Genomic DNA, 21,025 nt, shown 5'->3' with positions numbered 1-21,025 from the left:
CGCAACCGATTACCCGCTCAAGCGGCCCTGATCACAGGCTCGCCGACCATGGTGACCCCGGCGCCGTCGAAGGCCCGCAGCGCCACGTCCAGCGTGTCGGGCGCGACGGCGGCGGTCAGGTCCAGCAGCACGGTGGTCGCGAAGCCCTCCCGGGCGGCGTCCAGCGCGGTGGCCCGCACGCAGTGGTCGGTCGCGATGCCGACCACGTCGACCCGGTCGACGTCGTGCCGGCGCAGCCAGTCGGCCAGGCACTCGCCGTCGCCGGCGTGCCCCTCGAAACCCGAGTACGCGGCCGCGTGCTCGCCCTTGTGGAAGATCGCCTCCACCCGGTCGGTCGCCAGGTCGGGGTGGAACTCGGAGCCGGTGGTGCCCACCACGCAGTGCCGGGGCCAGGAGTCGACGTAGTCCGGCGGGTCACCGAAGTGCGCGCCGGGGTCGATGTGGAAGTCCTTCGTCGCGACCACGTGGTCCCAGCGCTCGGGCTCGGCGGCGAGCAGCCGGGTGATGCCGGCGGCGACCCCTGCCCCGCCGGTCACGGCCAGGGAGCCGCCCTCGCAGAAGTCGTTCTGCACGTCCACGATGATCAAGGCGTTGGCCATGTCGGTCCTCTCAGCTCGCGGGTACGACGGTCACCGGGACGGCCGGGTCGCCGCCGGAGAGCTTGAGCCCCTCCCACGGGATGGAGATCAGGCACTCCCGCAGGTGCTCCCGGGACTCGTCGAGCGTGGGCAGCGCCACCGGCTCGCCCTCGACGACGAACGAGCGCTGGAGCAACCGGTCGTTGGGCTGCCGGTCCGGCACGCCCTGCGGCACGATGACCTCCTCGGTGGCGGTGCCGGTCGGCTTGTGCCGGCGGACGGCCACCTTCCGGCCGCCGATGGTGGCCTTGTGCTCGGAGCGCTTGACCACCGGGCGCCCCTCCACCTCGACCAGCTTGTAGACCAGGCCGGCGGTGGGGGCGCCCGAGCCGGTCACCACGGCGGTGCCCGCGCCGTACATGTCGACGGGCTCGGCGGCGAGCGAGGCGATGGCGTACTCGTCGAGGTCGCCCGAGACGATGATCTTCGTCTCGGTGGCGCCGAGCGAGTCGAGCAGTTCGCGCGACTGCTGGGCGATCACGGCGAGGTCGCCCGAGTCGATGCGCACCGCGCGCAGGTCCGGCCCGGCCACCGCGATGGCGTTGCGGATGCCCTGGCTGATGTCGTAGGTGTCGACCAGCAGCGTGGTGTCCTTGCCCAGCGTGGCGACCTGCGAGGCGAACGCGGTCCGCTCGTCGTCGTGCAGCAGGGTGAACGCGTGCGCGGCGGTGCCGGCCGTGGGGATGCCGTAGCGCTGGCCGGCGGCCAGGTTGGAGGTGAACCGGAACCCGGCCAGGTACGCGGCCCGGGCGGCGGCCACCGCGGCCTCCTCGTGGGCCCGGCGGGAGCCCATCTCGATCAGCGCCCGGCCGCGGGCGGCGGTGACCATCCGGGCCGCCGCAGCGGCCACCGCGCAGTCGTGGTTGAGCACCGACAGCGCCAGCGTCTCCAGCACCACGCACTCGGCGAAGGTGCCGGAGACGGTGAGGATCGGGGAGCCGGGGAAGAACAGCTCGCCCTCGGCGTACCCGTCGACGTCGCCCGTGAAGCGGTAGTCGGCCAGCCATTGGGCGGCCCGGTCGTCCACCACGCCGGTGCGGCGCAGGAAGTCGACCTCGTCGGGGTCGAACCGGAAGTCACGGATCAGGTCGATCAGCCGGCCCGTCCCGGCGACCACGCCGTAGCGGCGGCCGGCCGGCAGCCGCCGGCTGAACACCTCGAAGACGCACCGACGGTCGGCCGTGCCGTCCCGCAGTGCGGCGCTGACCATGGTCAGCTCGTAGTGGTCGGTCAGCAGCGCGGGGCGAAGGGTGCTCACCGCCTCAGCCTAGAGTTCAGGCCGGATCCGCGCCGTCGTGGCCCGGCATCGACCGCAACGCGGCCCGCAGCTCGGCGCGGCCGGCCACGCCGAGCTTGCTGTAGACCCGCTGGAGGTGGTTCTCCACCGTGCGGGTGGAGAGGAAGAGACGCTCGGCGATCACGCGGCTGGTCACGCCGTCGGCGGCGAGCCGGGCGATCTCCCACTCCCGCTCGCTGAGCGTCGGACGGAGCAGCCGCAGCGCCGGCGTGGACACGTCGTCGCAGCGGCGGAGCAGCTCGGCGAGGCGCTCGCGGGCCGGGCCGGTCGCACCGGGCCGGCCGCCGCGCATCCGGTGCAGCGCCATGGCGGTCGCCTCGGCCGCGTAGACGGTCAGCTCCCGGGCGGCGAAGCCGTCGGCCACCGCCAGCAGGTCGTCGGGGCAGCCGTCGACGGCGGCGCGGGCGTACCGGGCGACCAGCGGCGGCAGCAGCCCGTCGACCTGCTCGGAGAGCTCGGTCAGGCGCTGCGCCACGGTTCGCCGCCCGCCGTCGGTGCAGGTCGGCCCGATCGACGCGGTGGCCTGGTCGAAGCGGACCAGGTCGAGCAGGACCAGCAGCTCGTGCCCGGCCAGGCCGTCCTCCCGCAGCCGGTCGGCGAGCGCCGTGAGGTGCTTGGTGGCCGCCGGCAGGTCGCCGACCGCCGCGTGCACCGCGCCCCGGGCCTGCTCCAGCCACGGGTAGAGCACCGCCATCCCGGGCGCGTGGGTCCGGTCCGCCTCGGCCATCGCCTCCGCCGCGTGCGTGGCGTCGCCGCGCAGCGCGGCCGCCTGGGCGCGCTCGGCGTGCGCCAGGCCGGCGTAGACCCGGCTCGTGGCGAGCACGGCGCAGGCGCCGAGGCTCGTCTTCAGCGCCTCGTCGCCGCGCCCGCGCAGCCGCGCCGCGTACGCCTGGAGGATGGCCAGATAGCCGGTGCCGAGCCGGAAGTCCCCGGCGCCGGCCAGGTCGGCGAACTCGTCGGCGACGATCGCGTCGATGCCGGCCAGGTCGCCGGAGAGCGCGAGCCGGGTGCCCCGGGCCAGCTCCATGGCGAGTTGGAGGTAGGGCATGTCGCCCCGCCAGCACGCCGCCTCGGCCTGCACCCGGGCGATCGCGGTGGCGCTGCGCCGGTACTGCCCCTGCGCGGCCTGGAGGTGCGCGAGGGTGCACCGGGCCAGCTCGCGCGCCGCCATCGGGGCCGCCGGCCGGTCCAGCACCGCCTGGGCCAGCCGGACCGCCGTGTCGGTGTCCAGCCGGTGCAGCCGCATGATCGCCTCGAAGGCGCGGACGCGGGCCTGGTCGGCGGGGTCGGTCAGCTCGGCGCCGCGCGCGGCGATCTCCTCCACCGTGGATTCCCGGCTCAGCCCCCAGTAGCTGACCATGCCCCGGGCGGTCAGCCACCGGCCGCGCCGCCGGTCGTCCTGGATCGCCCCGGCCACCTGGTCGAGGACCTCGATGGCCTCGTCCGGCCGGTCGGCGAACATGAGGATCGTGGCGAGCAGCTCCGCCGCGTCCGAACCGCCCTCGCCGTCGAGCGCCGCCCGGGCCAGCCGGGTGGCCAGCGGCACGTCGTACCGGCCGAAGGCCTGGGCGGCCGCGTCGAGCAGCAGGGCCGGGTCCTGCGCCGTGCCCGAGTCGAGCCGCCACACGGCGACCCGCAGCAGGTCGTCGCGGCGCCGCTTGCCGACACGTTCGAGCAGCCCGGCAAGGGTGGCCTGGAGGCGCCGGGTGCGGCTGACCGGGCAGTGCCGGCGCATCACCTCGCCGTAGAGCGGGTGGGCGAGGCGCACGTTGAGCCGCCGGTCGTCGCGCACCATGGAGATGAGGCCGCGCTCCTCGGCGACCTCCACGTCGGCCGGGTCGACCGCCTGCTCCAGCAGTTGCAGGCCGAGCGGCTCGCCGAACGCGACCAGCTCGACGACCGCGCGCACGCCGGGGGTGAGCTGGCCGATGCGGGTGTCGATCAGGTCGGTGAGGCTGGGCGCCAGCTCCAGCCGGCCGGTCCACTTCCAGATCCCGTACGTCTTGCTCAGCTCGTCGCCGCCGGAGGCGGCCAGCACCAGCTCGCGCAGCAGCAGCGGGTTGCCGGCGGAGAGCCGGTGCAGCCGCTCCGAGGAACCGGCGTCGACCGGCCCGCCGAGGATCGCGGCGAGCAGCCCGGTGGTCTCGTCCGGGCCGAGGGGCGCAAGCTCCACCAGGTCGACCAGGTCGTCGGTCCACAGGGCGCGGATCGGCAGCGGGATCTGCTCGCCGTTGCGCAGGGTGCCGAGCACCGTGGCGTTCTCGGAGCGGGCGACGAGGTGCACGAGGGCCGCCGACGGCGGATCGAGCAGGTGCGCGTCGTCGATCGCCAGCACGATCGGCCGGCCGGCGGCCTGCTCCTGGAGCACGTCGACCGCCCAGCGCAGGATGCCGGCGGGGGAGAGGCCCTGCGGCTGCGTGGCCGGCAGCACCTGGACCAGCCCGCCGAACGGCAGCGCGGCGGTCGTGGCGCTGGCCGCCACGGACCAGATCGCGTAGCGGTCGGGTGAGAGTGCGGCCACCCCCTCCCGCAGCAGCCGGCTCTTGCCCACCCCGGCGTTGCCGCTGAAGAGCAGCCCGCGTCCCTCCGGACCGCCGACCGCCGACAACAGACGGTTGAGCTCATCCGTTCGGCCGACGAAGTCCCACCGACTCATCGGTGCAGCATATCGATGGTGTTCCGTCCGCGTGTACACCGTCACGCAGCGAAGTTGAGTAATCTGTCGATTACTCGTGAGTACCGGATGTGTTCGCTGTCGGATCCGCGACAGCCGTAGTCTTCCGACATCCCCCTGTGACCAGGGAGTTTCCACGCGACCGGACCGCAACCCGGTCGCCCTAACGGGAGGCCGCCTGATGAAGCCAGGTCCACTCCCCTCGGTCGACGTGCCCGAACCCGGCGGCCACCCCGGGCCGCCCCGCTGTGCCCCGCTGCCGACCCGGCTCGGGGTGACCGAGCCCGGGCCCGACGAGCCGCTGGGCGTCGTGGTCACCGGTCCGGCCGGCGCCGGCCGCCGCGAGCTGCTCGCCGGCGTCCTCGACCTGGATCCCGGGATGCTCGCCGTGCCCGCCGGCAGCCACCTCCTGGTCCACCACGCCAAGGTGCCCACCCGCGCCGCGTACGTGCCCGGCTACCGCCAGCCGCACTCCTACCGCGCCGACCCGCTCGCCGCCGGCCCGGCCCTCGCGCGCCCGCCGCGCCGGGTGGAGCTGAGCCTGCCGGACCCGCTGCTGCGCCACTTCGCCGTGCTCGACACGCCGGACACCGGCACCCTCGGGGTGGCCGGCGGCCGGGTGCTGCTCGACGCGGCGGGCCGGGCCGGGGGCCTGCTCTTCGTGATCTCCGCCGACCAGGCGTTCAGCGCGGCCGAGCTGCACCTGCTGGCCGAGGTGGCGCGCACCCGGGTCGAGGTGTTCTTCGCCGTCACCCCCGGCGTAGCCGGCTGGGCGGCGCCGGCGGACGGCGCGACGACGGAGGACACGGGGGCGTCCGGGTCGTCGGCCGGCCCGTCCGGCCCGCCCGGCCCCGCCGCCCGCCGGTACGACGCCGTGGAGGTCTCCGTCGCGGCGCACCGGGCCGCGCTGCTGGCCGCGGTGCCCGCGCTCGCCCAGGCCCGCTGGTTCCCGGTCCGGCAGGGCGAGCACTCGGTGCTGCGCCGCGCGCTGGTCGGCTGGGCCGCCGACGAGGGGCTGCGCCGGGCGAGTTCCCGCCCGCCGGAGCCGCCCGGCGCGCACGGCCGGGTGCCCGTGGTGGCCGGCTCCGAGCCGGCCGACCTGACCCAGCGGATCGACCGCCAGGCCCGCTCCTGCGCCCAGCGGATCCGCCAGCACCTCGCCCTGGAGCTGGCCAACATCCACCTCCGCGTCGTGCAGGAGATCGTCTTCGGGGTCGGCTGTGCGGGCCTGCCGCAGCTGCTCGACCGCGAGATGGAGGCGCTGTCGCTGCTCGCCACCGCACGGTGCGACGAGGCGGTCCGCGGCATCGTCGACGACGCGGCCGCCCGGGTCTTCGGCGCGCCGCTCGCCGAGGGCGTACGCCGGCGGATCGTGCACGCCGTCCGCTGGGGCCTGGCCGACCACCCGGACGGCCGCGACCTGGACCGCGTGCTCCTCGTCACGAGCACCGCCGGGGTGGCCGGGCTGGCCGGCGCCGGGGCTCTCGACGCGCTGGCCGGCTATCCCGGCGGCGCGCGCGACGAGGCGCTCCCGCCCGTCGGGGTGGCCCTCAACGGCGGGTGCTGGCAGCACTGGCGGGCGCCCGGCAACGCCGACCCGAACGCGGCCCGGTCCTGGGCGCAGCGGGCGCTGCGCGAGGTCGAGCTGGAGCTGTCCCGCCAGGTTTCCCGTCGCTTCGAGGTGATCCGCCTCTCGCTCGGCGCGGTCCTCACCGATGCTGTCGACCACGGCATCCTGCTCGCCTGAGGCCGGGGCCGCCGCACGGCAGCCGCGGTCGTCGCACGCGGCCCGGGCGGGTGATCCCGACCGCCGCGCCGTTCCGGTTCATCGGTTCCCCGGATCCGGTGGCACGATGGGGGGCATGGCGGCTCCACAGGTTGCGCCGGTCGAGACGCCGGACACCGAAGAGGTGCCGGTCTCCGACCGGCCATGGGTGACCATCGTCTGGGACGATCCGGTCAACCTCATGACGTACGTGACCTGGGTGTTCCAGAAGCTCTTCGGATACAGCCGGGAGAAGGCCGAGCAGCTCATGCTGGACGTGCACCACAAGGGCAAGGCGGTCGTCTCCAGCGGCGCGCGGGAGCGGATGGAGCACGACGCGTCGCAACTGCACGCGTACGGCCTCTGGGCGACGGTGGACCGGTCATGAGCATGTTCCGCCGGCAGGGCGACCGCTACGTGGCCACCTTCGCGGTGGACGAGGTCCGGGTGCTGCGCAAGGTCGCCTCCGAGGTGGTCGGGCTGCTCACCGACGGCTTCGACCACGGCGACCCGGTGGTCGGCCGGCTCTTCCCCGAGGTCTACCCGGACGACGTGGCGGGCAGCGCCGAGTTCCGCCGCTACACCGAGGGCGACCTCAAGACCGCCAAGATCGATCAGGCCGGCGCGATTCTGGCCGCGCTGCCCGACGGCGAGGCCGGCGGCGAGGTACGGCTCGACGCGGAGGCGGCGGAGGCGTGGCTGCGCGCGCTCAACGATGCCCGGCTGGCCATGGGCGTGCGGCTGGAGATCAAGGACGGCACCGACCTGGGTGAGGAGCTGGACGACGCGGTCGCCGAGGACCCCACCTCGTCGCGGGTGTTCCAACTGTCGGTCTACGCGTACCTGGGTTATCTCCAGGAATCCCTGCTCAACGCCCTCATCGACTGAGTGGTGACGGCCGCCACCTCGCAACCCGGGACGGCCAGGGGCTAGGCTTGGCGGCGTGCTGAGCATCGACCGGTCGATCATCGACGCGATCGTGGCCCACGCGCGTCGGGACCACCCGGACGAGGCGTGCGGCGTGGTCGCCGGTCCCGCCGGCAGCGACATCCCGACCCGGCACATCCCCATGGACAACGCCGCCCGCTCCATGACCTTCTACGAGTTCGACTCGATGGAGCAGTTGCGGGTGTGGCGGGAGATGGACGACCGCGACGAGGAGCCGGTCGTCATCTACCACTCGCACACCGCGACGGAGGCCTACCCGTCCCGCACGGACGTCTCCTTCGCCGGGGAGCCGGGCGCGCACTACCTGCTCGTCTCGACCCGCGAGCCCGACACCGAGGAGATCCGCTCCTTCCGGATCGTCGACGGCGTGGTCACCGAGGAGCCGGTCGAGATCGTGGCTGCCGTGGACCCGCACGCCGTCCAGTCCTACATGTTCGGGCAGAGCCCGGCGACGGTCGACTACGAGTGTTCCGACCGCTGATCTTCCAGCGCCGGCACACCTTTTCTCTTCCCGTCACCTGGCACGACCCGAACAAGGAGCACGAGACATCATGGCCATCGAGGTTCGCATCCCCACCATCCTGCGCAGCTACACCGGCGGCGCGAAGGTCGTCGAGGGCGGCGGCGACACCCTGGGCGACCTGCTCGCCGACCTGGACTCCCGGCACGCCGGCCTGCGGGCCCGGCTGGTCACCGACGCCGGCGCGCTGCACCGGTTCGTCAACGTCTACGTCAACGACGAGGACGTCCGCTTCCTCGGCGCGCTCGACGCCAAGCTGAACGACGGCGACAGCGTCACCATCCTGCCGGCCGTGGCCGGTGGCGCGTTCGGGTTCGCCGCGGCAGCGGCGATCGCGCAGCACAGTGCCGCCGCCGCGGCGATCGCTGGTGCGGCGCGCGTAGCGCGCCGCTGAGGGCGGGCGGCATGGCACGGTACGACAGCCTGCTCGACGCCAGCGGCGGCACGCCCCTGGTCGGGCTGCCGCGGCTCTCCCCGACGGTCCCCGACGGGGCGCCGCCGGTGCGGCTGTGGGCGAAGCTGGAGGACCGGAATCCGACCGGCAGCATCAAGGACCGCGCGGCCCTGTTCATGGTCCGCGCGGCCGAGGAGGCGGGCCGGCTCCGCCCGGGTGACACGATCCTGGAGCCGACCAGCGGCAACACCGGCATCTCGCTGGCCATGGTGGCCAAGCTGCGCGGCTACCGGCTGGTCTGCGTGATGCCGGAGAACGTCTCCACCGAACGGGTGCAGCTGCTCCGGATGTACGGCGCCGAGATCATCTTCTCGCCGGCGGCGGGCGGCTCGAACCAGGCCGTCGCCACCGCCAAGCAGATCGCCGCCGACCATCCGGACTGGGTGATGCTCTTCCAGTACGGCAACGAGGCGAACGCCCGGGCGCACTACGAGACCACCGGGCCGGAGCTGCTGCACGACCTGCCGACCATCACCCACTTCGTGGCCGGCCTGGGCACCACCGGCACCCTGATGGGCACCGGGCGCTACCTGCGGGAGAAGGTCGACGGCATCCAGGTCGTCGCCGCCGAGCCCCGCTACGGCGAGCTGGTCTACGGGCTGCGCAACATTGACGAGGGCTACGTGCCCGAGCTGTACGACGCCACGGTGCTCTCCCGGCGCTTCTCGGTGGGCACCCGGGACGCGGTGCTGCGGACCCGGCAGCTCGTCGAGGTGGAGGGGATCTTCGCCGGCTTCTCCACCGGGGCGATCCTGCACGCCGCCCTCGCGGTGGCGCACGAGGCGGTCCGCGACGGCCGCCGTGCCGACGTGGCCTTCGTGGTCGCCGACGGCGGCTGGAAGTACCTGTCGACCGGCGCGTACGGCGGCACCCTGGCGGACGCCGAGGACGCCCTGGAGGGGCAGCTCTGGGCCTGACGGCTGGACGGTCGGTCCGGTCCGCGCACGCCGCTGACCGTACCGACCGTCACCACCCGGGACCGGACGCGTGCGGGTGTCACGTTGATGACAACTTCCGGCAGATGATTCTTGCCCGACCGGGCCGACGCGTAGGCTGCGCAGCGTGGCGAACGCGTCGGTAGAGATCATCGGCGGAGCGACCGCCGGCGTGTCGACTACCGAGCGTGAGATCGAGGCGACCGGATGCGACTGACCGTCCTGGGGTGCGCGGGCAGCTTCCCCGGGCCCGAGTCTCCCTGCTCCGCCTACCTCATGGAGGCCGACGGGTTCCGGCTTCTGATCGACTTCGGGGTGGGTTCGCTCTCCACGCTCCAGCGCTACGCCGGGCTGCACGCCCCCGACGCCATCCTCCTCACCCACCTGCACTGCGACCACATGTTCGACGCGGTGTCCTACGTGGTGGTGCGCCGGTACGCGCCGGACGGCCCGTACCCGCCCCTGCCGATGTACGCCCCCTCCGGCGCTCCCGACCGGCTGGCGAGCGCGTACGGGCAGGAAGAAGGCACGGTGGAGGACGTCTACCAGTTCTACGGCCTGCAGCCGGGCACCTTCCCGATCGGCCCGTTCACCGTCACCGTCGACCGGATGAACCACCCGGTCGAGACGTACGGGGTGCGGCTGGAGCACGGCGGCCGGGTGTTCTGCTACTCGGCGGACACCGCCCCCTGCGACGCGCTGCTGCGCCTCGCCCAGGGCGCCGACGTGTTCCTCTGCGAGGCCAGCTACATGGACGGCGTGGACAACCCACCGGACCTGCACCTGACCGGCCGGGAGGCCGGCGAGGCGGCCACCAAGGCGGGTGTGGGCCGGCTGCTGCTCACCCACCTCGTCCCCGCCTGGGGCAGCGAGTCGCACACGGTGGAGTCGGCGGCCGGGGCGTACACGGGGCCGCTCGAGGTGGTCCGCGCCGGCGCCTCCTACGAGGTCTGACCACGCCGCTCGGCGCGCCGCGGTGCCGGTGGTCGGGCTGGCAGCCTGGCGACCGTGACCATCGCGAGCGACCGTTGGGAGACCGCGGGCCGCGTCGATCACGCCACCGCATAGGGTGCAGGCATGGCGCGACCTGACGGGCGGCGGCCCGACCAACTCCGACCGGTGACCCTGACCCGGGGCTGGAGCACCCACCCGGAGGGCTCGGTGCTCGTCGAGTTCGGGGCGACCCGGGTGCTGTGCACGGCCAGCGTGACGGAGGGCGTGCCCCGCTGGCGCAAGGGTTCCGGGCTCGGCTGGGTGACCGCCGAGTACGCGATGCTGCCCCGGGCCACGAACACCCGTTCCGACCGGGAGAGCGTCAAGGGGAGGGTCGGTGGCCGGACCCACGAGATCTCCCGGCTCATCGGCCGCAGCCTGCGGGCGTGCGTCGACCTCAAGGCGCTCGGCGAGAACTCGGTGGTGCTCGACTGCGACGTGCTCCAGGCCGACGGCGGCACCCGGACGGCCGCCATCACCGGCGCGTACGTGGCGCTGCACGACGCGGTGACCTGGCTCGCCGAGCGCAAGGCCCTGGCCGGCAAGGTGGACAAGGTGATGCACCGGTCGGTGGCGGCGGTCAGCGTCGGCATCATCGCCGGCGAGCCCCGACTCGACCTCTGCTACGAGGAGGACGTGGCCGCCGAGGTCGACATGAACGTGGTCTGCACCGGGACGGGTGACTTCGTCGAGGTGCAGGGGACGGGCGAGGCCGGCATCTTCGCCCGGGAGCAGCTGGATGCCCTGCTCGACCTGGGCGTGGCAGGCTGCCTGGACCTGGCCGACGCGCAGCGGAAGGCGCTGAACTGATGAACACCGTGCTCCTGGCCACCCGCAACCGGAAGAAGCTCGTCGAGCTCCAGCGGATCCTCGACGGCGCCCTCGGCGCCCACCGGATCGCCCTGCTCGGCCTGGACGACGTCGAGGAATACCCGGAGCTGCCCGAGTCCGGCCTCACCTTCGGCGAGAACGCGCTCATCAAGGCCCGGGAGGGCTGCCGGCGGACGGGCCTGCCGACCATCGCCGACGACTCGGGCCTGGCGGTGGACGCGCTGAACGGCATGCCGGGCGTGTTCAGCGCCCGCTGGGCCGGCGGGCACGGCGACGACCGGGCCAACTTCCAGCTCGTGCTGGACCAGATCGCCGACCTGCCGGACGAGCACCGGGGTGCCGCCTTCGTCTGCACGGTGGCGCTGGTGCTGCCCAGCGGCAAGGAGCACCTGGTCGACGGCCGGCAGCCGGGCCGCCTGCTGCGCGCCCCGCGCGGCGACGGCGGCTTCGGCTACGACCCGATCTTCCTGGGCGACGGGCAGGAGCGGACCAACGCGGAGCTGACCCCCGAGGAGAAGGACGCGGTCAGCCACCGGGGCAAGGCGCTGCGCGAGCTGGCCAAGCTGGTCGCCAAGGTGCTCCCGCCGGCCACCTGACGTGAACCCGCGCCCCGATCGCTGACGGGCGGAGGACCGGACACGCCGCCGGGCCGGTGGCTGAGCCGTCAGCGATCGAGGCGCGGAACTCAGCCCAGCGGGCCGACCTCGCGCTCGATGGCGGCGCGCAGCCCGGGCCCGCCCACGACCTCACGCGCCGCCTCCATGAGCGGGGCGAGGAACACGTCCGGCCCCGGCTCGCCAACCGCCTCGCCGAGCGCGGCCAGGGCGGCCCGGCCGGCCGGCGACGGGGTCAGCGGGGCGCGGAGCTGGAGCCCGCGCACGGCCGCCAGCAGCTCGACGGCGAGCAGGCTCGTCAGGTTGTCCAGGACGGTGCGCAGCTTCTTGGTCGCCGCCCAGCCCATCGAGACGTGGTCCTCCTGCATGCCGCTGGTCGGCAGCGAGTCGACCGAGGCGGGTGCGGCGAGCCGGCGGTTCTCCGCGACGATCCCGGCGGCCGTGTACTGGGCGATCATCAGGCCGGAGTTGACCCCGGCGTCGGGGGAGAGGAACGCCGGCAGCTCCCGGGAGCGGGTGACGTCGAGCAGCCGGTCCACCCGGCGCTCCGCGATCGCGCCCACCTCGGACGCGGCGATGGCCAGGTAGTCGGCGGCGAAGCCGAGCGGCGCGCCGTGGAAGTTGCCCGTCGACTCGACCCGCCCGTCGGGCAGCACCACCGGGTTGTCCACGACCGACAGCAGCTCCCGCCCGGCCACCACCTCGACGAAGTCGAGGGTGTCCCGGGCGGCACCGGCCACCTGCGGCGCGCAGCGCATCGAGTAGGCGTCCTGCACGGCGTGCGCCAGGTCGTCGCGGTGCGAGTCCATGACGGCCGAGTTCTGCAGCAGCTTGTGGATGTTCGCGGCCGAGGCGGCCTGGCCCGGGTGCGGCCGGATGGCGTGCAGCTCGGGCAGGAATGGCCGTTCCGAGCCGAGCATGGCTTCGATGGCCAGCGCCGCGGTCACGTCGGCCATGGCGAACAGGTGCCGGGCGTCGTGGACGGCAAGCAGCAGCATGCCGAGCATGCCGTCGGTGCCGTTGATCAGCGCCAGCCCCTCCTTGGCGGCCAGCTCCACCGGCTCCAGCCCGACCCGGCGCAGCGCGTCGCCGGCCGGGATCCGGTCGCCGGCCGGGCCGAGCACCCAGCCCTCACCGAGCAGCACCAGCGCGCAGTGCGCCAGCGGCGCCAGGTCGCCGGAGGCGCCGAGCGAGCCGTGCTCGGGCACCCACGGGGTGACCTCGTGGTTGAGCAGGTCCACGAGGGCCTCGGCGACCAGCGGGCGGACCCCGGAGCGGCCGAGGGCGAGCGAGCGTACCCGCAGCAGCATCATGGCCCGCACCACCTCGCGGGGCATCGGCGCGCCCACCCCGGCGGCGTGGGAGCGGATCAGCGCGTGCTGGAGCTCGGCCCGCCGCTCCGGCGCGACGAACGTGTTGGCGAGCGCCCCGAATCCGGTGGAGACGCCGTACACGGGCCGGCCGGCGGCCTCGATGCCGTCCACGATGGACCGGCTGGTCGCCATCGCCTCCACCGTGGCGGGGTCGAGGACGACCTTGGCGGTGCCGCGGGCCACGGCGAGCACGTCGGCGGGGGAGATCCCGGTGGGCTGGATGACTACGGTCGACATTGCGGCACTCCGTTGTGCAGAACCTGGCGGATCAGCGGAACACCCGGCCGGTAGGCCAGGTGCAGGTGGGACGGGGCGTCGAGGATCATCAGGTCGGCCCGCGCGCCCCGCGCGAGCCGCCCCACGTCGTCGCGGCGCAGCGCCGCCGCGCCGCCGGCCGTCGCGGCCCACACGGCCTCCGCCGGGGTCATCCGCATCTCGCGTACGGCGAGGGCGATGCAGAACGGCATGGACGACGTGTACGACGACCCGGGGTTGCAGTCGGTGGCGAGCGCCACGGTGACGCCCGCGTCGAGCAGCCGGCGCGCGTCCGGGTACGGCGAGCGGGTGGAGAACTCGGCGCCGGGCAGCAGGGTGGCCACGGTGGTGGTGTGCCGGCCGTCCGGGCACATGCAGTCGACCCGGTGCGACGCGAGCGCGTCGATGTCGGCGTCGGTCAGGTGGGTGCAGTGGTCGACGCTGGCCGCGCCCAGTTCCACGCCGAGCTGCACGCCCGGCCCGGGGCCGAGCTGGTTGGCGTGCACCCGCACGCCGAGCCCGACGGCCTGCCCGCAGGCGAGGATCGCCCGGGCGTGGTCCACGTCGAAGGCGCCCCGCTCGCAGAACACGTCGATCCAGCGCGCGTGGGGCGCGGCGGCGGCCAGCATCGGCCCGCACACCATGCCCACGTAGTCGTCGGGGCGGTCGGCGTACTCGGCGGGGACCACGTGCGCGCCGAGGAAGGTGGTGTCCTCGGTGAACTCGGCGGCGATCCGCAGCGAGCGGGCCTCGTCGGCGACGGTCAGCCCGTACCCGCTCTTGATCTCGACGGTGGTGGTGCCCTGCCGCATGGCCTCGTCGCGCAGCCGCCGGACGGTGTCCCGCAGCTGGTCGTCCGAGGCGGCCCGGGTGGCGCCGACGGTGGTCCGGATGCCGCCCCCGGTGTACGGCTCGCCGGCCATCCGGGCGGCGAACTCGGCGGCCCGGTCGCCCGCGAAGACCAGGTGGGCGTGGCTGTCCACGAAACCGGGCAGCACGGCCGCGCCCTCGGCGTCGATCCGCCGGTCGGCGGCCGGCGCGTACCGGGCCGGCCCGATCCAGGCCACCTGGCCGTCCTCGACCAGCACGGCGGTGTCCCGCCGGATGCCCAGCGGCCCGCCCTCGCCGCCGGTGTCGTTGGTGACCAGTTCCCCGATGTTGTCGACCAGCAGGCTGCCGGTGTGGCGCGGTGCCGGCCGCACCGGGTCGCCCGGTCGCACCGGGCGGTGCTGCCACTCGCCCTGGCTCATGACGTCACCTCCCGGATGGCGTGCCGCAGCTCGGTGGGGATGTCCACGCTCTGGTGCCGGCCGTCGGCCACGACCGTGCGCCCGTCGACCACCACGTGCGTCACGTCGGCGGCGGTGGCCGCGAAGAACGCGCCGACCGGCGGCACCCCGGCGGTCCGGGCGCTGTCCAGCCGTACCGTCACCAGGTCGGCCCGGTCGCCGACCGACAGCCGGCCCGCGTCGCCCCAGCCGAGCGCGGCGTGCCCGGCGACGGTGGCCGCGGTGACCAGCTCGGCGGCGCTGAAGTGCCCCCGCTTCCGGGTGCGCAGGCGCTCGTCCAGCTCCACGGCGCGGGCCTCCTCGAAGAGGTCCACCACGGCGTGGCTGTCGCTGCCCAGGCTGAGCGGGCTGCCCGCCTCGGCCATCCGCCGGGCCGGCCCGATCCCGTCGGCCAAGTCCCGCTCCGTGGTGGGGCAGAGGCACACCCCGGTCCGGCTCTCCCCGAGCAACGCGACGTCGGCGCTGGTCGGGTGGGTGGCGTGCACCGCCGTGGTGTGCGGGCCGAGCACCCCGTGGTCGGCCAGCAGGCGGGTCGGGGTGCAGCCGTGCAGGGCCCGGCAGGCGTCGTTCTCGGCCGGCTGCTCGGAGAGGTGCACGTGCAGCGGTACGCCGTTGCGATCGGCCCAGCCGGCCACGGTGGCCAGCTGCTCGGCGGGCACCGCGCGAACCGAGTGGATGGCCGCGCCCACCCGGGCGTGGTCGTTCTCGGGGCGGAACGCGTCGACCCGCTCGGCCCAGCGCAGCACGTCGCCGTCGCCGAACCGGCGCTGCGTCCCGACCAGTTCCGCGCCGTCCACGCTCGCGGTCAGGTACGCGGTGTCCAGCAGGGTGAGCCGGATCCCGGCGTGCGCGGCCGCCTCGACCAGCGCGGCCGACATGGCGTTCGGGTCGGCGTACGGCTTGCCCTCCGGGCTGTGGTGCAGGTAATGGAACTCGCCCACGCAGGTGATCCCCGCGAGGGCCATCTCGGCGTACGCGGCCCGGGCCAGGGCCAGGTAGGAGTCCGGGTCGAGCCGGGCCGCCACGTCGTACATGACGTCCCGCCAGCTCCAGAAGTCGCCGCGCCCGCCGTGGGTGCGCCCGCGCAGCGCCCGGTGGAAGGCGTGCGAGTGGGCGTTGGCCAGGCCGGGCAGGGTGAGCCCGGGCAGGCGTGCCGCGTCGCCGAGCACCTCGACCCCGGCGGGCGGCGCGCCGCCGCCGACCAGCGGGGTGACCGCGGTGATCCGCCCGGCCTCGGCCTCGATGAGCACGTCGGGGGTGGGCTCGGCGTGGTCGGGCAGCCAGGCGTACTCGGCCAGCCAGCGGGTCAGCGGCATGCCAGCTCCTCCAGCACCCGCGCCAGGGCGGTCACCCCGGCCGCGCAGTCGGCGTCGGTGGCGGACTCGGCGGGGGAGTGCGACACCCCGGTCGGGTTGCGGACGAAGAGCATCGCGGTCGGCAGGTGCGCGGCGAGGACCCCGGCGTCGTGCCCGGCGCCGGTGGGCAGCACCGGCGCGTCGAGCAGGGCGGCCAGCCGGCCGGCCAGCCCGCCGTCGAAGGCCACCAGCGGGGTGGCCGACTCCTCGGTGCAGGTCAGCTCGGTGCCGTCCCGCTTCGCCCGCTCGGCGGCCTTGGCCCGGACCGCCTCGACGAGGCCGTCCAGCGTCTCCGGTTCGGCCGCCCGGGCGTCCAGCCAGCCGGTCACCCTCGACGGAATGGCGTTGGTGGCGTTCGGCTCGACGGCCACCCGGCCCACGGTGGCGTGCGCGTCGCGCAGCCGGGCCTCCTTGTTCGCCGCGAGCACCGTGAACGCGTAGGTGAGCATCGGGTCGCGGCGGTCGGCCATCCGGGTCGTACCCGCGTGGTTGCCCTCGCCGTGGAAGTCGAAGCGCCAGCGGCCGTGCGGCCAGATGGCGCTGGCCACGGCGACCGGCGCGTCGAGGTCGACCAGCGCGCGGCCCTGCTCGACGTGCAGCTCCACGAAGGCGGCGAAGCCGCCGAGCAGGCCGGGGTCGGCGCCCGCCGGCCGGTCGCCCAGCGCCTCGGCGAAGCTCACCCCCGCCGCGTCGCGCAGCCCGGCCGCGCGCTCCACCGCGATCTCCCCGGTGAGCAGCCGCGACCCCAGGCAGGGTACGCCGAACCGGCCGCCCTCCTCCTCGACGAACGCGGCCACCGCCACCGGCCGGACCGGGGTGACCCCGGCGGCGCGCAGCTCGTCCACGGCCAGGAACGCGCTCACGATGCCGAGCGGCCCGTCGTAGGCCCCGCCGTGCGGCACCGAGTCGAAGTGGCTGCCGGTGAGCACCGCGTCCCCGGTGACCGGGTCGCCCCACCAGGCGAACAGGTTGCCGTTGCCGTCCTCGGTGACCGGCATGCCGCGCTGCCCGGCCTGCTCCCGGAACCAGGCCCGCAGTCTGCGCTCCGGCTCGGTGAGCGCGTAGCGCAGGTAACCGCCACTGCCGGCGTCCCGCCCGACGGGGGCGATCTCGTCCCACAGCTTGCGGAACCGGACGGCGAGATCGCTCACGCCGTGCCCTCCGTGCCCTCCGCCATGGGCACCCGGACGCCGGTGCGCGTGGCGACCTCGCGGGCGTCGTCGTAGCCGGCGTCGACGTGCCGGATGACGCCCATGGCCGGGTCGTTGGTGAGCACCCGCTCGATCTTCTGCCCGGCGAGGGCGGTCCCGTCGGCCACGCAGACCTGCCCCGCGTGGATGGACCGGCCGATGCCCACCCCGCCGCCGTGGTGGATCGACACCCAGGACGCCCCGCTGGCCGTGTTGACCAGCGCGTTGAGCAGCGGCCAGTCGGCGATCGCGTCGGAGCCGTCGGCCATCGCCTCGGTCTCCCGGTAGGGGCTGGCCACGCTGCCGCAGTCCAGGTGGTCCCGGCCGATCACCACGGGCGCGCTCAGCTCGCCGGACGCGACCATCTCGTTGAACCGCACCCCGGCCTTGTCCCGCTCGCCGTAGCCGAGCCAGCAGATCCGGGCCGGCAGGCCCTGGAAGGCGACCCGCTCGCCGGCCATCCGGATCCACCGGGCGAGGGACTCGTTCTCGGGGAACAGGTCGAGGATGGCCCGGTCGGTGGCCGCGATGTCCTTCGGGTCGCCGGAGAGCGCCGCCCAGCGGAACGGGCCCTTGCCCTCGCAGAACAGCGGCCGGATGTACGCCGGCACGAAGCCGGGGAAGTCGAAGGCCCGCTCGTAGCCGCCGAGCTTCGCCTCGCCGCGGATGGAGTTGCCGTAGTCGAAGACCTCGGCGCCGGCGTCGAGGAAGCCGACCATCGCCTCGACGTGCTTCGCCATCGAGGCCCGCGCCCGGTCGGTGAACTCGGCCGGCTTCGTCGCCGCGTAGTCCCGGGCGTCGGCCAGCTCCACCCCCTCCGGCAGGTACGACAGCGGGTCGTGCGCGCTGGTCTGGTCGGTGACGATGTCGATGGCGACGCCCCGGCGCAGCAGCTCCGGGAAGACGGTGGCGGCGTTGCCGACCACACCGACGCTGAGCGCCCGGCGGTCCCGCTTGGCGGCGAGCGCCCGCTCGACCGCGTCGTCCAGCGAGTCGGCGATCTCGTCCAGGTAGCGGTCGTGCGCCCGGCGCTCCAGCCGGCCGCGGTCCACGTCGACGATCAGGCAGGCGCCGCCGTTCATGGTGACCGCCAGGGGCTGTGCCCCGCCCATCCCGCCGCAGCCGGCGGTCAGCGTCAGCGTCCCGGCCAGACTGCCACCGAACCGCTTCTCGGCGACCGCCGAGAACGTCTCGTAGGTGCCCTGCAGGATGCCCTGGGTGCCGATGTAGATCCAGGAACCGGCGGTCATCTGCCCGTACATGGTCAGGCCGAGCGCCTCGAGCCGGCGGAACTCCGGCCAGGTGGCCCAGTCGCCGACCAGGTTCGAGTTGGCCAGCAGCACCCGGGGCGCCCACTCGTGGGTGCGCATGACGCCGACCGGGCGGCCCGACTGCACCAGCATGGTCTCGTCGTCGCGCAGGTCGGTCAGGGTGCGGACCAGCGCGTGGTACGACGGCCAGTCCCGGGCCGCCTTGCCGGTGCCCCCGTAGACCACCAGGTCCTCGGGGCGCTCGGCCACCTCCGGGTCGAGGTTGTTCATCAGCATCCGCAGCGCGGCCTCCTGCGGCCACCCCTTCGCGGTGCGTGCGGTGCCGCGGGCGGCGCGGACGGGCTGGTGCATCTCGTACTCCTCTCAGCCGAGGAACAACTGGCGACGGGTGGCGGACGACTCGAACGCCTCGAGCCGGGCCTGGGTTTCGGCGGGGGTGGCGTCGCAGATCGCCTGGAGCACCACCATGGCCAGGGTCATGGGGGCGGTGTGCAGGTCGAAGACCAGGTCGGTGCCGACGGCGGCGGGGAGCACCACGTCGGCGTGGTCGGTGGCCGGGCTCACCGGGGAGTCGGTGATGGCCACGACGGTCAGCCCGGCGTCGCGGGCCTCGCGCAGCGCGTCCAGGGTCTCCCGGGGGTAGCGGGGCAGCACGAACGCGAGCAGCGCGCGCGCCCCGGCCGCGGCGGCCTGTTCGAGCCGGTCGGCGAGGAGGCTGCCCCCGTCGTCGACGACCCGCACGTCCGGGTGCACCTTCGCGGCGAAGTACGCGAAGTACGCCGCGAGGGGTGCGGCGGCGCGGAGACCGAGCACCGGCAGCGGGCGGCTGGCCGCGAGCAGTTTGCCCACCTCGGCGATGCGCCGCGCGTCGGCGAGCTGCCCGGCGAGCCGGTCGAGGTTGCCCATCTCGGCGTGGACCGCCCGCTGGAGGGCGTTGCCGGCGTCGGCCGGGTCGGTGGCGCCCGTGGCGGTCAGCTCGCGCAGCCGGCGGCGCAGGGCGGGGTAGCCGTCGTGCCCGAGCGCCATGGCGAACCGGGTCACCGACGGCTGACTGACCCCGGCCAGCTCGGCCACCTCTGCCGCGGACAGGTACGCCGCCGCGCCCGCCTGCTGGACCAGGCAGTGCGCGATGCGGCGCTGGGTCGGGGTGAGCCGGACGCCGTGGAAGAGGTCGAGCAGGCGGTCGGTGGGTGCCGCACCGCTTTCATTCACGGCCTGACTCTATGCATGAAAACTTTCAGGGCGCAACCTTCGGTCGGTGGTGGTGCGGCGACCGGAGGACGAGGGAGGAGGCGTCCCCTCTGTACTATCCGCACGGCGGATGAGCAGAGGAGTTGTCACATGCAGCCGGTCGGCCCGTACAGGTTCACCGAGGCGCTCGGCGTCTGCCAGGTCGGCACGGCGTGGTGGGCCATCGACGGGCAGGACCGGCTCGTGACGGTGGCCGTGCTCGAGGGCGCGGCGGCCGCCGACCCGCCGTGGCGGGAGGCCTTCGCCAACGCGGCCAACGCCATGGCGCTGACCTCCGGTGGGCAGCGCTACGTGAACGCCGACTTCGCCGCCGCCAAGCCCTGGGTGGCGTACCCCTCGGAGGAGGGGATGGGGGCGCAGCGGCTGTTCCAGACCCTCGGCATGGACCTGCACCCGGCGGAGTCCGAGACCCAGGTCCTGATCCCCGAGACCGGCGCCGTCGACGGGCCGCCCCAGCCGGTCTCCGGGGTGCCGACCTCCGGCACCCCGAGCCCCACCTCCGGAGCGCCGCTGCCCTGGGCGATGCACGCCGCCGTGCCGCACCAGGTGTCGTCCCCACCCCAGCAGGTGTCCCCGGCGCCGCAGCAGGTGTCCCCCGCGCCGCAGCCGGTCAGCGTCCCGCCCCACGACCCGTTCGCCGCGCCGGCCCGCCGGATCACGCCGTCCGAGCCCCGCCCCCGCCGCACCGGGCTCTGGATCGGAATCGCCGCGCTGGTCCTGGTGGTGATCGCCGGTGCCGGCGGCGCCGTCGCCTGGTTCGGCCCGGACGACCCCGGCAAGCCGAAGACCGAGGCCTCCACCAGCCCGGCGCTGCAGCCGGAGCAGAAGACCCCGCCCCAGTCGCCCGGCCTCGAACCGCCGAGCGCCGGCGACTGGCCGAAGGAATGGCCCAAGTTCACCCCGGGCGACTCGGTACGTACCCTCTCCGACCTGGACGGCCTGGGCTTCGCCCTGAAGGTGCCGGGTGAGTGGGACTGCACGCCGGCCGGCCGCGCGCAGGGGTTCGTCAAGTACAACTGCGGCGTCTCGAACGACAAGCAGCAGATCGGCGGCGAGCTGATCGTGCGGGAGTGCGCCGTGCCGTGCGACGCGCAGCAGCAGACCGCGATGCGCCAGGAGGAGGAGGCCTGGGGCCTGCAGTGGATGCGGGGCGGCCAGTTCGTCTCCTACGCCGACTCCAGCAAGCTCCAGCTCGACGGTGAGCGCCGGTACGGCCTGGTGCTCGTGGCGTACTGGCGCGGCGGGGACAGCGGGCAGATCGACCGTCAGGTCGTCTTCCGGATGACCTCCCCCATCGACGGCGCGGGCCGGCTGCGCCGGGTGGCCAACCACCTGCGCGACACCCTGATCTTCTGACCGCCGACCCTTCCTC

The 21,025-nt window shown here is 74.6% G+C and carries 19 protein-coding genes; 10 read left to right on the top strand and 9 right to left on the bottom strand.

All coding sequences use genetic code 11. The annotated features are described in order from the left end of the window. Positions 1 to 17: 17 nt before the first annotated feature. From ABZ452_RS01825 to ABZ452_RS01815, 3 genes are read right to left on the bottom strand one after another with little or no spacing between them, the layout of a single operon-like run. Complete coding sequence (locus ABZ452_RS01825) at positions 18 to 599, bottom strand: isochorismatase family protein (protein ID WP_357937789.1); 582 nt, start codon at positions 597 to 599, stop codon at positions 18 to 20. Positions 600 to 609: 10 nt separating this feature from the next. Further along, positions 610 to 1,896: a nicotinate phosphoribosyltransferase gene (locus ABZ452_RS01820; protein WP_357937787.1), complete on the bottom strand. Its 1,287-nt coding sequence runs from the start codon at positions 1,894 to 1,896 to the stop codon at positions 610 to 612. 16 nt (positions 1,897 to 1,912) lie between these two features. Continuing rightward, positions 1,913 to 4,591, bottom strand: coding sequence for a LuxR C-terminal-related transcriptional regulator (locus ABZ452_RS01815; protein WP_357937785.1), 2,679 nt, complete (start codon positions 4,589 to 4,591; stop codon positions 1,913 to 1,915). Between the two features lie 199 nt (positions 4,592 to 4,790). On the opposite strand from ABZ452_RS01815, the gene ABZ452_RS01810 reads away from it, so the two are divergent. The 9 genes from ABZ452_RS01810 (at position 4,791) to rdgB (ending at position 11,651) form a co-directional block, all read left to right on the top strand. Continuing rightward, complete coding sequence (locus ABZ452_RS01810) at positions 4,791 to 6,356, top strand: hypothetical protein (RefSeq protein ID WP_357937784.1); 1,566 nt, start codon at positions 4,791 to 4,793, stop codon at positions 6,354 to 6,356. Positions 6,357 to 6,471: 115 nt separating this feature from the next. Further along, positions 6,472 to 6,762 (top strand): ATP-dependent Clp protease adapter ClpS, encoded by a 291-nt coding sequence (clpS, locus tag ABZ452_RS01805; protein ID WP_091269570.1) that lies wholly within the window; start codon positions 6,472 to 6,474, stop codon positions 6,760 to 6,762. After that, positions 6,759 to 7,262, top strand: coding sequence for a DUF2017 domain-containing protein (locus ABZ452_RS01800; RefSeq protein ID WP_357078644.1), 504 nt, complete (start codon positions 6,759 to 6,761; stop codon positions 7,260 to 7,262). Before clpS ends, ABZ452_RS01800 begins: the two co-directional genes overlap by 4 nt. Before the next feature lie 55 nt (positions 7,263 to 7,317). Continuing rightward, positions 7,318 to 7,803, top strand: a complete 486-nt coding sequence (locus tag ABZ452_RS01795) for a M67 family metallopeptidase (protein ID WP_357937782.1) — start codon at positions 7,318 to 7,320, stop codon at positions 7,801 to 7,803. Positions 7,804 to 7,873: 70 nt separating this feature from the next. Next, the gene (locus ABZ452_RS01790) at positions 7,874 to 8,236 is read left to right on the top strand and encodes a MoaD family protein (RefSeq protein WP_357937780.1); all 363 of its coding nucleotides are present in this window, start codon (positions 7,874 to 7,876) and stop codon (positions 8,234 to 8,236) included. 11 nt (positions 8,237 to 8,247) lie between these two features. After that, positions 8,248 to 9,213: a pyridoxal-phosphate dependent enzyme gene (locus tag ABZ452_RS01785; RefSeq protein ID WP_357937778.1), complete on the top strand. Its 966-nt coding sequence runs from the start codon at positions 8,248 to 8,250 to the stop codon at positions 9,211 to 9,213. Positions 9,214 to 9,438: 225 nt separating this feature from the next. Then, the gene (locus ABZ452_RS01780; RefSeq protein ID WP_357937776.1) at positions 9,439 to 10,185 is read left to right on the top strand and encodes an MBL fold metallo-hydrolase; all 747 of its coding nucleotides are present in this window, start codon (positions 9,439 to 9,441) and stop codon (positions 10,183 to 10,185) included. Between the two features lie 123 nt (positions 10,186 to 10,308). After that, positions 10,309 to 11,034, top strand: a complete 726-nt coding sequence (gene rph, locus ABZ452_RS01775; protein ID WP_357937774.1) for a ribonuclease PH — start codon at positions 10,309 to 10,311, stop codon at positions 11,032 to 11,034. Next, positions 11,034 to 11,651, top strand: a complete 618-nt coding sequence (gene rdgB, locus ABZ452_RS01770) for an RdgB/HAM1 family non-canonical purine NTP pyrophosphatase (RefSeq protein ID WP_357937772.1) — start codon at positions 11,034 to 11,036, stop codon at positions 11,649 to 11,651. The genes rph and rdgB overlap by 1 nt, the downstream gene beginning before the upstream one ends. A gap of 89 nt (positions 11,652 to 11,740) precedes the next feature. Here the strand turns inward: rdgB and hutH are convergent, their stop codons facing one another. The 6 genes from hutH to ABZ452_RS01740 are packed head-to-tail and all read right to left on the bottom strand — an operon-like array spanning position 11,741 to position 19,614. Continuing rightward, positions 11,741 to 13,279 carry a histidine ammonia-lyase gene (gene hutH / locus ABZ452_RS01765; RefSeq protein ID WP_357937770.1) on the bottom strand — a complete coding sequence of 513 codons (1,539 nt, stop codon included), beginning with the start codon at positions 13,277 to 13,279 and terminating at the stop codon, positions 11,741 to 11,743. Next, the gene (gene hutI / locus ABZ452_RS01760; RefSeq protein ID WP_357937768.1) at positions 13,267 to 14,547 is read right to left on the bottom strand and encodes an imidazolonepropionase; all 1,281 of its coding nucleotides are present in this window, start codon (positions 14,545 to 14,547) and stop codon (positions 13,267 to 13,269) included. The genes hutH and hutI overlap by 13 nt, the downstream gene beginning before the upstream one ends. Beyond that, positions 14,544 to 15,896, bottom strand: coding sequence for a formimidoylglutamate deiminase (locus tag ABZ452_RS01755; protein WP_357938175.1), 1,353 nt, complete (start codon positions 15,894 to 15,896; stop codon positions 14,544 to 14,546). Before ABZ452_RS01755 ends, hutI begins: the two co-directional genes overlap by 4 nt. After that, positions 15,893 to 17,092 (bottom strand): allantoate amidohydrolase, encoded by a 1,200-nt coding sequence (locus ABZ452_RS01750; RefSeq protein ID WP_357937766.1) that lies wholly within the window; start codon positions 17,090 to 17,092, stop codon positions 15,893 to 15,895. The genes ABZ452_RS01755 and ABZ452_RS01750 overlap by 4 nt, the downstream gene beginning before the upstream one ends. Further along, complete coding sequence (gene hutU, locus ABZ452_RS01745; RefSeq protein ID WP_357937764.1) at positions 17,089 to 18,753, bottom strand: urocanate hydratase; 1,665 nt, start codon at positions 18,751 to 18,753, stop codon at positions 17,089 to 17,091. The genes ABZ452_RS01750 and hutU overlap by 4 nt, the downstream gene beginning before the upstream one ends. Positions 18,754 to 18,765: 12 nt before the next feature. After that, positions 18,766 to 19,614 (bottom strand): MurR/RpiR family transcriptional regulator, encoded by an 849-nt coding sequence (locus tag ABZ452_RS01740; RefSeq protein ID WP_357937762.1) that lies wholly within the window; start codon positions 19,612 to 19,614, stop codon positions 18,766 to 18,768. Positions 19,615 to 19,743: 129 nt separating this feature from the next. On the opposite strand from ABZ452_RS01740, the gene ABZ452_RS01735 reads away from it, so the two are divergent. Then, positions 19,744 to 21,009, top strand: a complete 1,266-nt coding sequence (locus tag ABZ452_RS01735; RefSeq protein ID WP_357937760.1) for a hypothetical protein — start codon at positions 19,744 to 19,746, stop codon at positions 21,007 to 21,009. Positions 21,010 to 21,025 lie beyond the last annotated feature (16 nt).

Source organism: Micromonospora sp. NPDC005707 (assembly GCF_040631005.1).
Taxonomy (GTDB): domain Bacteria; phylum Actinomycetota; class Actinomycetes; order Mycobacteriales; family Micromonosporaceae; genus Micromonospora.
Note: the sequence above shows the minus strand (reverse complement) of the source record. Positions and strands in the feature narration are given on the sequence as shown.

What these genes read in the sequence shown, in the direction of transcription:
- hutH (WP_357937770.1), bottom strand. Translation starts at nt 13,279, where the DNA reads ATGTCGACCGTAGTCATCCAGCCCACCGGGATCTCCCCCGCCGACGTG.
- ABZ452_RS01790 (WP_357937780.1), top strand. Translation starts at nt 7,874, where the DNA reads ATGGCCATCGAGGTTCGCATCCCCACCATCCTGCGCAGCTACACCGGC.
- ABZ452_RS01825 (WP_357937789.1), bottom strand. Translation starts at nt 599, where the DNA reads ATGGCCAACGCCTTGATCATCGTGGACGTGCAGAACGACTTCTGCGAG.
- ABZ452_RS01800 (WP_357078644.1), top strand. Translation starts at nt 6,759, where the DNA reads ATGAGCATGTTCCGCCGGCAGGGCGACCGCTACGTGGCCACCTTCGCG.
- hutU (WP_357937764.1), bottom strand. Translation starts at nt 18,753, where the DNA reads ATGCACCAGCCCGTCCGCGCCGCCCGCGGCACCGCACGCACCGCGAAG.
- hutI (WP_357937768.1), bottom strand. Translation starts at nt 14,547, where the DNA reads ATGAGCCAGGGCGAGTGGCAGCACCGCCCGGTGCGACCGGGCGACCCG.
- rdgB (WP_357937772.1), top strand. Translation starts at nt 11,034, where the DNA reads ATGAACACCGTGCTCCTGGCCACCCGCAACCGGAAGAAGCTCGTCGAG.
- rph (WP_357937774.1), top strand. Translation starts at nt 10,309, where the DNA reads ATGGCGCGACCTGACGGGCGGCGGCCCGACCAACTCCGACCGGTGACC.
- ABZ452_RS01735 (WP_357937760.1), top strand. Translation starts at nt 19,744, where the DNA reads ATGCAGCCGGTCGGCCCGTACAGGTTCACCGAGGCGCTCGGCGTCTGC.
- ABZ452_RS01815 (WP_357937785.1), bottom strand. Translation starts at nt 4,591, where the DNA reads ATGAGTCGGTGGGACTTCGTCGGCCGAACGGATGAGCTCAACCGTCTG.
- clpS (WP_091269570.1), top strand. Translation starts at nt 6,472, where the DNA reads ATGGCGGCTCCACAGGTTGCGCCGGTCGAGACGCCGGACACCGAAGAG.
- ABZ452_RS01785 (WP_357937778.1), top strand. Translation starts at nt 8,248, where the DNA reads ATGGCACGGTACGACAGCCTGCTCGACGCCAGCGGCGGCACGCCCCTG.
- ABZ452_RS01810 (WP_357937784.1), top strand. Translation starts at nt 4,791, where the DNA reads ATGAAGCCAGGTCCACTCCCCTCGGTCGACGTGCCCGAACCCGGCGGC.
- ABZ452_RS01780 (WP_357937776.1), top strand. Translation starts at nt 9,439, where the DNA reads ATGCGACTGACCGTCCTGGGGTGCGCGGGCAGCTTCCCCGGGCCCGAG.